This is a genomic window from Acinetobacter sp. YH12208 (assembly GCF_013418055.1).
Taxonomy (GTDB): Bacteria; Pseudomonadota; Gammaproteobacteria; order Pseudomonadales; family Moraxellaceae; genus Acinetobacter; species Acinetobacter pseudolwoffii.
The window spans coordinates 83,228-96,369 of the sequence record NZ_VPCT01000003.1 but is presented as its reverse complement, the minus strand read 5'-3'; the positions used below and the strand labels follow the sequence as shown (position 1 = coordinate 96,369).

Genomic DNA, 13,142 nt, shown 5'->3' with positions numbered 1-13,142 from the left:
ACAAAACGTGTAAGAAATTGAGGTTTCTAATGAGTATTTCAAAAACAATAAAACTTGGGGTTCTGGCTGCTGTGATTTCGGCAACCTCATTGGGTGCTTCAGCACGTGATTTTTTGAATGTTTCCTACGATCCGACACGTGAATTGTATGAAGATGTCAACAAGAGTTTTGGCAAATATTGGGAAAGCCGTACGGGTCAAAAAATTAACTTCAAGCAATCCCATGGTGGTTCTGGTAAACAGGCCCGCTCTGTTATTGATGGCTTGAATGCAGATGTGGTGACTTTGGCCCTCGCAGCCGATATTTATGTGCTTGCAGAAAAAGCCAAATTACTGCCAGCAGACTGGCAAAAGAAACTGCCACAAAACTCGACACCGTATACCTCAACAATCGTATTTTTGGTGCGTAAAGGCAACCCCAAAGGGATTAAAGACTGGGGCGATCTGGTGAAACCGGGTGTCGGCATTATTACCCCGAATCCGAAAACATCAGGTGGCGCGCGCTGGAACTATCTGGCGGCATGGGCATGGGCCAAACATCAGGCCGGTGGCAATGACACGACTGCACAAGAATTTGTTCGCCAAATTTATAAAAACACCAAAGTCCTGGATTCAGGTGCGCGTGGTGCAACTACCACCTTTGCCGAGCGCGGGATCGGTGATGTCTTGCTGGCCTGGGAAAATGAAGCGTACTTAGCGATTCGTGAGCAACCAGGTAAGTTTGAAATTATCACGCCAAGTCTGTCTATTCTGGCTGAACCGCCAGTGGCGATTGTAGAAAAAAATGCAGCGAGAAAAGGCAATAAGCATCTGGCTCAAGGTTATTTAAACTTCCTGTACTCACCACTGGGGCAAGATCTGGCAGGCAAACATTATTATCGCCCACGCAGTGAAGTAGCTTTAAAGAAATATAATCATGTGTTCAAACCACTCAAACTGGTAACGATTGATCAGGAGTTTGGCGGCTGGGCAAAAGTGCAAAAAGCGCATTTTGAGAATGGCGGTATTTTCGACCAGATTGTGAAGGCAAACAGCGCGAAGTAATTCGCAGCTGATCTGACAGGAGCATCGACATGATACATACGCTTATTGTTCCAGGTGTAGGTGGTAGCGAATACAATCACTGGCAAACATGCTTACAACATCAGCTCAGTCGATGCTCTCGTGTGCAACAAAAAGATTGGAATCATCCCGTTTTGCAGGAATGGATCACTGAATTTGTCAAAGCCCTGCAAGATATTCAAGATGATGTACAGATTGTAGCGCACAGCTTTGGCTGTTTAACCTCGGTCGCAGCACTGGCACAACATCCAGAATTGACTGCTAAAGTTAAAAAGCTGATTCTGGTCGCGCCGGCCAATCCGGCACGTTTTGGGGAAAATGGTTTTGTTCGTAACAGCCAGACCGATTACAGCCATTATTTTCAGCAAGTGCAGATTCAGGTTCCGGCCACGTTATTAATCAGTGAAAATGATCCCTGGTTAAGCTATGCAGACGCCCAGTTTCTGGCCAAAGCCTGGAAACTCAAACCGATTAATCTCGGACAGGTGGGGCATGTCAATGTCGCTTCAGGATTTGGCCCTTTTCCTGAACTTGCCCAGTATTTGATTTCAGAAAAGACTATGCAACATATCAGCAATACTGATGACAGCAAGTATTATTTCAAATTTGCATTTTAGTCGTTGCAAATTATGCTTGTGTCCAATTTCTTTTTTTAATTTTCGCTGGTTAGTTTTAACCAGCTTTCTCTCTTTTGAGGAGTCATCATGTCGCAGCGATCCCGAGTGCTGCCAGGATTTGGTCTTTCTCTAGGCTTTACCCTAGCGTATTTATCATTAATCGTTTTAATCCCGCTGTCTGCTGTTTTTATTAAATCACTGGGCATTGGCTGGGAAGGCTTGTGGGAAATCCTGAGCTCTGAACGTATTCAAAAATCACTACAACTCAGTTTCAGTGCAGCCATTATTGCTGCGCTGGTGAATGTGGTGTTTGGCCTGTTATTGGCCTGGTGTCTGGTACGTTATAGCTTCCCGGGCAAACGTATTGTCGATGCCTTGGTCGATTTGCCTTTTGCCCTGCCAACAGCGGTGGCCGGTATTGCCTTGACCTCTTTATATGCGCCGACTGGCTGGATTGGTCAGTATCTTGAACCGATTGGTATTCAGGTTGCTTATACCCCGATTGGTATTACGCTGGCTCTAATCTTTATTGGCCTGCCTTTTGTGGTTCGTACCGTACAGCCGGTACTCAGTGATCTGGAAACCGAACTGGAAGAAGCTGCATCTGCACTCGGGGCAAATCGCTTGCAAATTGTGACCAAGGTCATTTTCCCGATTTTACTTCCTGCGCTTATCACTGGCTTTGCGTTAGCTTTCGCTCGCGGTGTTGGTGAATATGGTTCGGTGATCTTCATTGCCGGGAATCAGCCTTTTGAAACAGAAATTGCCCCACTGATGATTATTTCCCGTTTAGAAGAATATGATTATGCCGGTGCAACCACAATTGCGGTGGTGATGTTGCTGATTTCATTTGTCCTGCTGTTCCTGATTAACTTACTGCAAGCTTGGGCCAGCCGCCGTACCGGGAGAACTGCACGATGAGTTTGAATACCAACAGCAATGCACTGGCTGAAAAACTGCAATCCCGTGATGCAACCCGTGAGCCAACCTGGGTACGTTATACCCTGATCACTATTGCACTGATTTTTTTCTTGAGCTGCCTGATCCTGCCTTTGATTCTGGTTTTTGTGGAAGCCTTTAAACAGGGAATTGGTGTCTATACACAGGCATTGGTGCATCCGGATACTTTATCTGCGGTCAAACTTACACTTTTGACTGCTGCAATCGCCGTACCGCTGAACGTGGTATTTGGTGTAGCTGCAGCATGGTCAGTGGCGAAGTTTAACTTTCGGGGTAAATCCTTCCTGACCACCTTGATTGATATGCCATTTTCGGTCTCTCCCGTGATTGCCGGTTTAATGCTGGTACTGATTTTCGGTACGCAAGGCTGGATGGGGTCCTGGTTAATGGACAATGACATCAAGATCCTTTATGCAGTGCCTGCCATTGTCCTGGCGACCATCTTTATTACTGTACCCTTCGTGGCTCGTGAGTTAATTCCATTAATGGAAGCACAAGGCACGGAAGAAGAAGAAGCTGCGATTGTGCTCGGTGCATCTGGCTGGCAAACTTTCTGGAAAGTGACCCTGCCAAATATCAAATGGGGTCTGATTTACGGCGTGATTCTGTGTAATGCACGGGCCATGGGTGAGTTTGGTGCAGTATCGGTTGTATCCGGTCATATCCGCGGTGAAACCAATACTTTACCGCTACACGTCGAAATTCTTTATAACGAATATACCTTTAGTGCTGCGTTTGCCGTGTCTTCGCTTCTGGCTCTCCTCGCAATTGTCACCCTGATTTTAAAAACATGGGTGGAACTGCGCCAGGAAAAACAGGACAAACGTAATCAAGATTCTACAGTTTCTTAAGGAATGCCAACATGAGTATTCAAGTACAAAATATTGAAAAACACTTTGGTGCATTCCATGCACTTAAAAATATCTCGCTGGATTTTCCAGATGGTCAACTGGTGGCCCTGCTCGGCCCATCAGGTTGCGGCAAAACCACGCTGCTACGGATTATTGCAGGTCTAGAATCTGCAGATGGCGGTCAGGTCATTCTGGAAGGTCAGGATGCGACCAATGTTCATGTACGTGAACGTGAAGTCGGCTTCGTGTTTCAACATTATGCCCTGTTTCGTCATATGACGGTATTTGACAATATTGCTTTTGGTCTGCGTGTTCGCCCACGTAAAACCCGTCCATCTGAAGCGGAAATTAAAAAACGTGTTACGCGTTTACTTGATTTGGTTCAGCTGGGTTTTCTGGCTGACCGTTACCCTGCTCAGCTTTCAGGTGGCCAGCGTCAGCGTATTGCATTGGCACGTGCCTTAGCCGTTGAACCGCGTGTGCTGTTGCTAGATGAACCTTTCGGTGCACTGGATGCCAAAGTCCGTAAGGAATTACGTCGCTGGTTACGTACCTTGCATGATGAGTTGCACATCACCTCGATCTTTGTGACCCACGATCAGGAAGAAGCACTGGAAGTGGCCGATCAGATTGTGGTGATGAACAAAGGTAATGTCGAACAGATCGGTTCGCCACGTGAGGTCTATGAAACGCCGGCAACCCCATTTGTGTTTGATTTCTTGGGTCAAGCCAATCGTTTTGAAGGCCAGAACAACGGCGGCATTATTCAGCTCGGGCAAGATCGCATTCACTTTGATGGCGCAAAAAATGCTGCTCAAGGTGAAGTGATTTTATTCGCACGTCCTGATGAGCTGCGCATTCATGCACAGCCACAAGACAATGCCATTCAGGCCACCTTCATACGTGAATTATGGATTGCAGGTAAAGTCGTTGCAGAACTGAATGACCGTCAAGGTAACTTGATTGAAATCTTACTGACACCTGATGAAGCAAGAGCACACCAATTCCGCCCCAATCAAACCGTGTGGTTAAGTGCAGTGAACTTGCATTTATTTGAAAATCAGGTCGCTTAAGACCAAAAGATGGGGCTTCGAAATGCCCCATCCTCTTCTAGGGTAAAGAGAATTATGAATTTCCAACAATTAAGAATTATACGAGAAACGGTTAGACAGAACTTTAATTTAACTGAAGCCTCAGCTGCACTTTATACTTCGCAGTCTGGAGTAAGTAAACATATTAAAGATCTGGAAGATGAGCTTGGCGTACAGCTGTTTATCCGTAAGGGTAAGCGTCTACTGGGTTTAACCGAGCCGGGTCAGGCACTATTAGGAATTGTAGAACGCATGCTGGTCGATGCCGATAATATTAAGCGTCTGGCTGATGATTTTAATAAAGTTGATGAAGGTACCTTGACCATTGCCACCACGCATACCCAGGCGCGCTATGTGCTACCGCCGATTGTCAGCCAATTTAAAAAAGAATTTCCTAAAGTACATTTGATTCTGCAACAGGCCAGCCCGGTAGAAATCACGGAAATGCTGCTGCAAGGTCAAGCCGATATCGGTATTGCAACCGAAGCACTGACGACTGAAGACAATCTGGCCAGCGTACCTTATTATAACTGGCAACATAGTATTATTACGCCGCAAAATCATCCACTTGCAACTAAAGATCAGATCCGGATCGAAGATCTGGCCCATTACCCGATTATTACCTATCATGGTGGTTTTACCGGTCGCTCCAAGATTGATACCGCCTTTGAAGAAGCCGGCTTTGATGTCGATATCGTCATGTCCGCACTCGATGCCGATGTGATTAAAACCTATGTGGAAATGAATATGGGCGTCGGCATTGTCAACGATGTCGCTTATGACCCGGAGCGTGATTACCGTTTAAAGCAGATTAAAACGGATATTTTTGGCATGAATACCACCTGGATTGCGGTACGTAAAGGACATTTACTACGTGGTTATGGCTACGAGTTTATTTCCCTGTGCTCGCCGGATGCCGATATTAAAGCGCTTAAAAAAGTCGCCTATCCAGACGAATAAAAATATATAAGTTTTCAATCAAAGAGGCCAGCGAGCCTCTTTATTATTTTTAAGTGGATACTCTGTATAAATATCAAGCATAATCACATTAATAATAAATTGAATTATACCAATATGATCGACAGCAAATTTGCTCTTTTCTGTATGGGCTGCGCTTTTTCTGGGTCAGGTTATAGCGCTGCTTTTGAACAGTCCAATCAAAGTATTCAGTCTTTTTTTGAAAAAAATCATTATGCTGAAATTTCATTGGCTTGGGTTCGCCCTGATATTAGCGGTCAGGTACAGCATACCGAGCAGCTGCAACAACTGGGTATTACTGACTTTTCTACGGGCCAACTTGCCAGTACACAATTTATCTCTAATGTTGCCTTAAAATTACAGCTTCACCCTCAACTGTCATGGGGACTGATTTATGATCAGCCTTATCATGTAGATGTGGCTTATAGTTATAATCCTGTTTTTGCAGGTGAAGCGCTTTCTGTTGAAGCCGCGACTATCCAGTTTGATAGCCACAATCTCACATCATTAATCGGCTTCCAACCGGATAATCACTGGAATTTTTATACAGGGCTAAGTTATCAAAGTCTGGAAGGAAGCTTATATTTATCCGGGCAAACCTTTTATATATTTAATGGTTATCGGGCTACATTTGAGCAAGATCCCGCTTGGGGCTGGCTTGCAGGATTCAGTTATCAACTACCCGAATATTTTTTTAGAACTGCACTGACTTACCGTTCAGCCATTGCTCACCATCATAAAACTGCTGAATCGATTGTCGTAGGCACCAATCCCTCCCCCTATACCCAGATTCAAACCCCTCAATCCATCCATCTGGATTTTCAAACAGGATTGCCTTATCAAAATGCCTTTTATGGCACATTATGCTGGTTAAACTGGCAAAATTTTGTCATTCAGCCGCCTAAATTCAGTGTAGTGATTGACTATGCTGCCTTAGAATTCCCAGAATTAGAATCATTCAGGATGATTGATTATCGTGAGGATCAATGGTCTGCCAAAATCGGTCTGGCGCATCAATGGCCCTCCTTTGGCATAAATTCTATCGAACTCTTATGGGATTCCGGTACAGGAAATCCAGCTTCGACATTAAATCCGAGTGATGGATATTGGGGTATTGGACTAGGTCATCTTTACAAGATTCAAGATACTTGGGATATTGCCACAGGATTCTATTATTTAAAATTTCAAAAACCTGAGGTCTCAACATCTGAGTCACTTATGCCTCAGATTGCAGGCTTATCCGCTGTTTCTGATAATAGTGCCTGGATCATGGGCTTAAAACTGGGTTATCACTTTTAAATTGCTCAGTTCAAAGCATAAAAAAAACGAGCCGAAGCTCGTTTTTTATGCAGCTCAAGCTTAGAAGCGGAAGCTGACACCCAGTTTCGCTACTGGTAGCCATTCGTATTCATTGTCATTACGAATATTTTCTTCTTCACGTCCAACTTCGGTCACAAAATCTCTACCAGGAATTGTAGTTGTAGCGGATCCTGTTGGAGTTAAGTTAACTGTTGGGTTGCCATTATAATAGGCACCAATTTCACCAAATACGCCCCAACGATTAGTAATTGCTGGTGAGAAACCAATCCCTACATAAGGCGCGAGATTATTTTTGTAAGATAGGTCGCCATTAATACGAGCTCCTTCTGGGCTATTTGCTAAGAAATTAGTTCCATTAACACTAAAGCTTTCGCCAGCACCGATTCGACGATCAATTTCATAATCATTATCAATATATGCAACACCGGCTGCCATATAGAACCAGTTCGCCCAAGGACGAATCTCAGCATTTAAATAGGTCAGGTTATTGTCCATATCTAGATCGTATTTCGAACCATTGATTGACAAGTCATCAGACCAGGAAATATCACCGCCGTTATAGCCTAAAGTCACGCCGACATATGGGTTCACGTTCCATGAAAGTGCACCACCATAACCGGTAGTACCGACTTCAGCACGAACAGCTGCGGGTTTAAAGAAAGAAAAAGATGCCACACCTTCATCTGTTACGATTGTTTCATCAGCAGCCATAGCAGAGCCAGCTACTGCAGCCAAAATGGAAACTGCTAAAATTTTATGTAAAGACTTCATTATTTCTCTCCTCAAAAGAACTTATTTTGATCATTAGTTATTCGTGATGGGTTCAATATAAAGGACTTAAAAAATATTTTTTATTCATGTTTTGCTGATCTTTTGTTATTTTTTGATACAAATTAGTTTTTCTTGTTGATAACCTGGCTTTTTCTAACACTTCTACTACATTTTAAAATAATGAAAAATAACACTTATCACATTCATTATTTCAAACCTCCCACACTTTTGGCTATTTTTCATCTATTTTCAGTCTGCTCAACTATTTTTCCTGCAATATAGTGTAAAATCTAGAAAATTTTTTTCTGGAAGGAAGATCATGTCGCAGCTTTCAACAATCATTGAAAAAGCGTTTGAAGATCGTGCGAATTTCACAGCTGCAGATTGCCCTGCTGAAATCCGTCAAGCAGTTGAGGACGTAATTGCTGGTCTAGACAATGGTACTTTACGTGTTGCTGAAAAAATCGATGGTGAATGGATTGTTCATCAATGGATTAAGAAAGCGGTATTGTTATCATTTAAATTAAACGACAACAAACCAATGCAAGCTTGTGATCTTCGTTTCTATGACAAAGTAGATACTAAATTCTCAGACTGGACTGAAGAACAATTCAAAGCGGCTGGCGTACGTGTAGTCCCTCCCGCGGTGGCGCGTAAAGGTTCATTCCAGGCCAAAGGCGTGATCTTGATGCCTTCTTATGTCAACATCGGTGCCTATGTAGATGAAGGTACGATGGTGGACACATGGGCAACTGTGGGTTCATGTGCACAGATTGGTAAAAATGTTCACTTGTCTGGTGGTGTTGGTATTGGTGGTGTACTTGAACCACTTCAGGCCAACCCGACTATTATTGAAGATAACTGCTTTATCGGTGCACGTTCTGAAATCGTTGAAGGCGTGATCGTTGAAGAAGGTTCTGTAATTTCAATGGGCGTATTCATTGGTCAATCGACCAAGATTTATGACCGTGCCACTGGTGAAATTCACTATGGTCGCGTACCAGCAGGTTCAGTCGTTGTTGCAGGTAGTCTGCCTTCTAAATGTGGTACTTACAGCCTTTATGCTGCGATTATCGTGAAAAAAGTAGATGCGCAAACTCGTTCTAAAACCAGCCTGAACGATCTATTACGCGAAGACTAATATGTCTTAACTTAGAGGGCACATTGGTGTTCCTCGGAGCTTCAAGCGCTCCCCGTCTCTACGATCAGTCATGATCGTAGGGATTTTTATTTTTATACCCGGTTATTTATTTCTCAGTGGTTAGTTTTGTTATGAATACGCTTCGTTCTTCCGCAATTCCAGTTTCTGATCCGTCTGCGGGTTTACGCATTACGGAGATCTTCTATTCATTACAAGGTGAAGCCAATGCTGCGGGCTTGCCAACGGTTTTTATCCGCTTAACCGGCTGCCCGTTACGCTGTACATACTGTGACACCACCTATTCATTTGAAGGTGGTCAGCGTCAGTCTCTGGATGAAATTATTCAGACCACGCTCGATTTTAAAACACCCTATGTCTGTGTGACCGGTGGTGAACCACTGGCTCAACCGAATGCCCTGCCTTTAATGCAGCGCCTTGCTGATTTAGGTTGTGAGGTTTCTTTAGAGACCAGTGGCGCTTTAGATGTTGCTAAAGTAGACTCGCGCGTTTCCAAAGTTCTAGATTTAAAAACCCCAACTTCAGGTGAAGTTGCACGAAATTTGTTATCCAATCTGGATCATTTAACGCCACATGATCAAATCAAGTTTGTGATCTGCAACCGTGAAGACTATGAATGGTCAAAGCAGCAGCTTGAACAGTATCAGCTTCAAGAGAAAGTCAGTACAGTCTGGTTCTCGCCTGCATTTGCGGTTGAAAAAGGCGCGGTTCGTTTACCGCAACTGGCGCGTGATTTGGCTCAGTGGATTTTAGAAGACCATCTCCCTGTTCGTTTCCAGTTACAGCTGCACAAGTTGTTATGGAATGATGAAACTGGTCGTTAATTTTTTGTAAAGTTACTTTTTTGGAGAATCAGCTTATGCGCCCTCGTGCCATTGTTCTGTTATCTGGCGGATTAGACTCAACTACATGTCTGGCTTGGGCACAGGCACGCTACGAATGTATCGCGATCAGTTTTAAGTATGGTCAGCGTTCAACCACAGAGCTAGATGCAGCCAAAGCACTGACTCAAGCTGCCGGTGTGGAACATCGTGTGATTAATATTGATCTGGGCAATCTGGGTGGCTCAGCCCTTACCGATCATAGCATTGAGGTGCCTGATCATGAACAAGCCGGTATCCCGATTACCTATGTTCCGGCACGTAATACCATCTTCCTGTCTTATGCTTTAGCCGCTGCGGAAGTATTTAAAGCCGAAGCAATTGTGATCGGAATTAATGCGGTTGATTACTCGGGCTATCCGGATTGCCGACCGGAATTTATTGACGCATTTGCCAACATGGCACGCCTTGCGACCAAGGTTGGCGTAGAGGGTCAGGCGCTCAAATTTGAAACACCTTTGTTACATTTATCCAAAGCAAATATTATTCGCTTAGGTATTGAACATGGCGTAGACTACAGTCAAACGGTGTCATGCTATCAAGCAGATGACCAAGGACGTGCCTGTGGCAAATGTGACAGTTGCCGTTTACGTAAACAGGGTTTTGCGGACGCAGGTGTTGAAGACCCGACACGTTATATACCGTAATAACAAGGTAGAGTTTATGAAGAATTTAAAATCAAGCATCGTGCTTTCAGCAATTGTTTCAGCTGCTGCTATGTTCGCAACAACGGCTCAGGCAGCTGATGACAAATTACAACAAGCTTATAAAAGCACCAATGTAAAATCTGCATTGATCAATGTTTGTAAAGATGAAACTGGCAAAGGTAAAAAACTGACCGCTGCTGAAGTCAGTAAATATTGTACTTGCGCTGTTGAAGCAGATGGTAAACTAACCAATGCACAAAAATGGGAAATCCAAAGCACCATTAATCAGAAGAAAAGTCCTGGAACTTTAGCTTTTGTACAGAAGCAGAATAAAGACCTGCAAGCATGTTTTGGTCCACAGTTAACAGGCAAACTGAAAACTTTGACTGAAGAAGCAATGAAATCAGCTCAAGCTGCGCCGAAGAAATAATATCTCATTATTCTTTGATGAAATAAGCCACTATAATGTGGCTTATTTTTTTGAAAAATTTAAATAAAACAGGAGTTAATATGACTGCCATCAGTTTGCTTGACCAGAGTTTCCCTGCAACGACAGCTGAAATCAATTTAACCCAGCTGGATACAGAATGGCTAGTGATTTATTTTTATCCTAAAGATTCTACTCCGGGTTGTACCACTCAAGCCGTCGGATTTTCTTGTTTAAAAGACCAGTTTGATGCTTTAAATACCACAATTATTGGCGTATCTCGTGATTCGGTCAAAGCCCATCAAAACTTTACTGAAAAGCAGAATCTGAGTATTAATCTGATCAGTGATAAAGAAGAAATCCTGTGTAATCACTTTGATGTGATTAAAGAAAAAAACATGTATGGCAAACAAGTCATGGGGATCGAGCGTTCGACTTTTATTTTCCATAACGGCGAACTGGTCAAAGAATATCGTAAAGTCAAAGCCGCAGGTCATGCCGAACAAGTCCTGGAAGATTTAAAAGCTCTGCAAAGTGCTTAATTGACTATTTCCTGCAAGGATAAAAGCTCGAAAAAATCGGGCTTTTTTTGTGATTACTTTGATGTAATACAAGCATTTTATATGTCTTCTATGCTTCAATTTTTAAAGCTAAGCAATAGACATGCAGCAGTCTATTAATCTGAAAAAAGACTGTATTTAAACACCCTTAATTAACTTCACAATGACCCGAGAGATGCAGATTCACTTTCTCCCCTACGCCTGCGATCCCCTTTCTCATGCCGAAATCACTGCGGTTAATCACTGCAAATGCCTGGACTTCGAGCAAGTTGTCATTAGACAGACTCGACTTAAAGGTTGTTTCAAAAATCACCGGTTTGGTCACACCACGCAAAGTCAAATTGCCTAAAACATTGTATTTACCATTGCCCAGGTCTTTAAACTGGATACTTTTAAAACTTACCGTTTTGTATTTTTCAACATAAAAAAGGTCTTCACCCAAAATCATATGTTTCAATAACGGTTTATTAAAACTCAAACTCTCGACATCCATGACCAGATGCGTTGAAGCATTTTGCGGTGCTTTGGCATCAAACTGCATGCTGGATTGCACCTGATTAAACTTGGCTTTGACCACAGTCAGTCCCATTGACTTGATCTCAAAGCCGACATCACTTTTAGGAGTGAGCGTCCATGATTTTGCAAAAGTCTGACTGCTGAAAAATAAACAGATTGCCAGGCCAATCAGTCCAGTTTTTATTGTTGTTTTCAATTTTAAATCCACCTTGTTTAATTTCTTATTGATCGGATTTAGATACACGCTTCAAGCTGAAATTAAATTTTCTTTTCAGTTTTAGAATTTTTGTTTTCGTTATTTTTATACCAGTTAACTGAAGTTTTTGTAAAACCCTTAGTGACTAATGGAAAAAATAATCGTTAGTATTTATTTTTAAGAAATGGCTTAATCGAAGTATACTCATCGAATGGAGACTGTTAATAGTTTGATTTTAAAATTCATCTCCTAAATATGATCATATATTCCAACAAAATCTGAAGTAAAATTTGCTTACACAGCGAGCACTGCAAACTCCATTTTCTATTGTGATTCTCTTTGAAAAATGTTTAAACAGAATGTTTAGACAAATATCAATTACAGACCTTACTCGCATTCTCTTGTTCAAAATATAAAAATCCTCAATTGAGGATTTTTATATTACCAGTTGAATTAAATGCTTAGAATTAATGACCCTGCGACGATCCACATGGTACAAGCAATGAGAGCATCCAGAACCTTCCAGGCATGGCGATGCTGAAACCAGGGTGTCAATATCTTTGCCCCATAGCCCAAGCTAAAAAAGAAAAACCAGGATGCACACACAGCACCAAGCGCAAACCACCATTTTCCTAGGCTATATTGCGTTGAAATTGAACCAATCAGGATGACGGTTTCTAAATAAACATGCGGGTTTAACCAAGTAAATGCCAGACAGATCATCAACACTTGTAAAAAATGTGCTGTAACTTGATCACTTGGAGCCAAAACTTCTGTTGATTTAAATGCATTGATTGCATGTTGCAGACCATAATAAAACAGGAATCCTGCGCCAATATATTTAGAAAACATAACCGCATTTGGATAATGTTCAATGATGTGAGCAAAACCAAAAACACCTAATAATATCAAAATAGTATCAGACAAGGCACACGTCAAACAGACCAGGAAGATATGCTGCTGTTTTAAACCCTGTTTTAGTACAAAGGCATTCTGCGCCCCGATACTGACAATCAGGCTCATACCTACAGCAAAGCCACTGACCATATAACTGAACATCACATTCCCCTTTTTTGAATACATGAATTATTCAACAAAAAGGAAGCT

The 13,142-nt window shown here is 42.5% G+C and carries 15 protein-coding genes; 12 read left to right on the top strand and 3 right to left on the bottom strand.

The features are described 5' to 3' along the window. Positions 1 to 29: 29 nt before the first annotated feature. The 7 genes from FTU95_RS04735 (at position 30) to FTU95_RS04705 (ending at position 6,857) form a co-directional block, all read left to right on the top strand. Positions 30 to 1,043, top strand: a complete 1,014-nt coding sequence (locus tag FTU95_RS04735; RefSeq protein ID WP_180077734.1) for a sulfate ABC transporter substrate-binding protein — start codon at positions 30 to 32, stop codon at positions 1,041 to 1,043. Positions 1,044 to 1,072: 29 nt separating this feature from the next. Beyond that, entirely contained in the window at positions 1,073 to 1,678 is a 606-nt protein-coding gene (locus FTU95_RS04730) for an alpha/beta hydrolase (RefSeq protein ID WP_005097569.1), read from the top strand. 87 nt (positions 1,679 to 1,765) lie between these two features. After that, a complete protein-coding gene (gene cysT, locus FTU95_RS04725) occupies positions 1,766 to 2,599 on the top strand; it encodes a sulfate ABC transporter permease subunit CysT (RefSeq protein WP_005097570.1) in 834 nt (277 codons plus the stop codon). Next, a complete protein-coding gene (cysW, locus tag FTU95_RS04720) occupies positions 2,596 to 3,489 on the top strand; it encodes a sulfate ABC transporter permease subunit CysW (RefSeq protein ID WP_005097571.1) in 894 nt (297 codons plus the stop codon). The genes cysT and cysW overlap by 4 nt, the downstream gene beginning before the upstream one ends. An 11-nt stretch (positions 3,490 to 3,500) precedes the next feature. Then, entirely contained in the window at positions 3,501 to 4,562 is a 1,062-nt protein-coding gene (locus FTU95_RS04715; RefSeq protein WP_005097572.1) for a sulfate/molybdate ABC transporter ATP-binding protein, read from the top strand. A 54-nt stretch (positions 4,563 to 4,616) separates the two neighbouring features. Continuing rightward, positions 4,617 to 5,540 (top strand): CysB family HTH-type transcriptional regulator, encoded by a 924-nt coding sequence (locus FTU95_RS04710; RefSeq protein WP_005097573.1) that lies wholly within the window; start codon positions 4,617 to 4,619, stop codon positions 5,538 to 5,540. A 114-nt stretch (positions 5,541 to 5,654) separates the two neighbouring features. After that, positions 5,655 to 6,857, top strand: coding sequence for an outer membrane protein transport protein (locus FTU95_RS04705; RefSeq protein WP_180077731.1), 1,203 nt, complete (start codon positions 5,655 to 5,657; stop codon positions 6,855 to 6,857). A gap of 60 nt (positions 6,858 to 6,917) precedes the next feature. Here FTU95_RS04705 and carO read toward each other — a convergent pair whose 3' ends face one another. Then, the gene (gene carO, locus FTU95_RS04700) at positions 6,918 to 7,649 is read right to left on the bottom strand and encodes an ornithine uptake porin CarO (protein ID WP_180077729.1); all 732 of its coding nucleotides are present in this window, start codon (positions 7,647 to 7,649) and stop codon (positions 6,918 to 6,920) included. 319 nt (positions 7,650 to 7,968) lie between these two features. Between carO and dapD the strand changes: the two genes are divergently transcribed. The 5 genes from dapD to FTU95_RS04675 all read left to right on the top strand — a co-directional run bounded on the left by dapD (position 7,969) and on the right by FTU95_RS04675 (position 11,305). After that, the gene (gene dapD, locus FTU95_RS04695; RefSeq protein WP_005097576.1) at positions 7,969 to 8,790 is read left to right on the top strand and encodes a 2,3,4,5-tetrahydropyridine-2,6-dicarboxylate N-succinyltransferase; all 822 of its coding nucleotides are present in this window, start codon (positions 7,969 to 7,971) and stop codon (positions 8,788 to 8,790) included. Positions 8,791 to 8,921: 131 nt separating this feature from the next. Then, on the top strand, positions 8,922 to 9,632 hold the full coding sequence (queE, locus tag FTU95_RS04690) for a 7-carboxy-7-deazaguanine synthase QueE (RefSeq protein WP_100355703.1): 711 nt from the start codon (positions 8,922 to 8,924) through the stop codon (positions 9,630 to 9,632). A 35-nt stretch (positions 9,633 to 9,667) separates the two neighbouring features. After that, positions 9,668 to 10,336 (top strand): 7-cyano-7-deazaguanine synthase QueC, encoded by a 669-nt coding sequence (queC, locus tag FTU95_RS04685; RefSeq protein ID WP_005170088.1) that lies wholly within the window; start codon positions 9,668 to 9,670, stop codon positions 10,334 to 10,336. A 16-nt stretch (positions 10,337 to 10,352) separates the two neighbouring features. Next, positions 10,353 to 10,766: a hypothetical protein gene (locus tag FTU95_RS04680; RefSeq protein WP_005170085.1), complete on the top strand. Its 414-nt coding sequence runs from the start codon at positions 10,353 to 10,355 to the stop codon at positions 10,764 to 10,766. Between the two features lie 80 nt (positions 10,767 to 10,846). Continuing rightward, positions 10,847 to 11,305: a peroxiredoxin gene (locus FTU95_RS04675; RefSeq protein ID WP_005170083.1), complete on the top strand. Its 459-nt coding sequence runs from the start codon at positions 10,847 to 10,849 to the stop codon at positions 11,303 to 11,305. Positions 11,306 to 11,471: 166 nt separating this feature from the next. On the opposite strand, the gene FTU95_RS04670 is transcribed toward FTU95_RS04675, so the two are convergent. Further along, positions 11,472 to 12,035: a YceI family protein gene (locus FTU95_RS04670; protein ID WP_051064995.1), complete on the bottom strand. Its 564-nt coding sequence runs from the start codon at positions 12,033 to 12,035 to the stop codon at positions 11,472 to 11,474. Positions 12,036 to 12,488: 453 nt separating this feature from the next. Beyond that, positions 12,489 to 13,094: a LysE/ArgO family amino acid transporter gene (locus FTU95_RS04665; RefSeq protein ID WP_005097584.1), complete on the bottom strand. Its 606-nt coding sequence runs from the start codon at positions 13,092 to 13,094 to the stop codon at positions 12,489 to 12,491. Positions 13,095 to 13,142 lie beyond the last annotated feature (48 nt).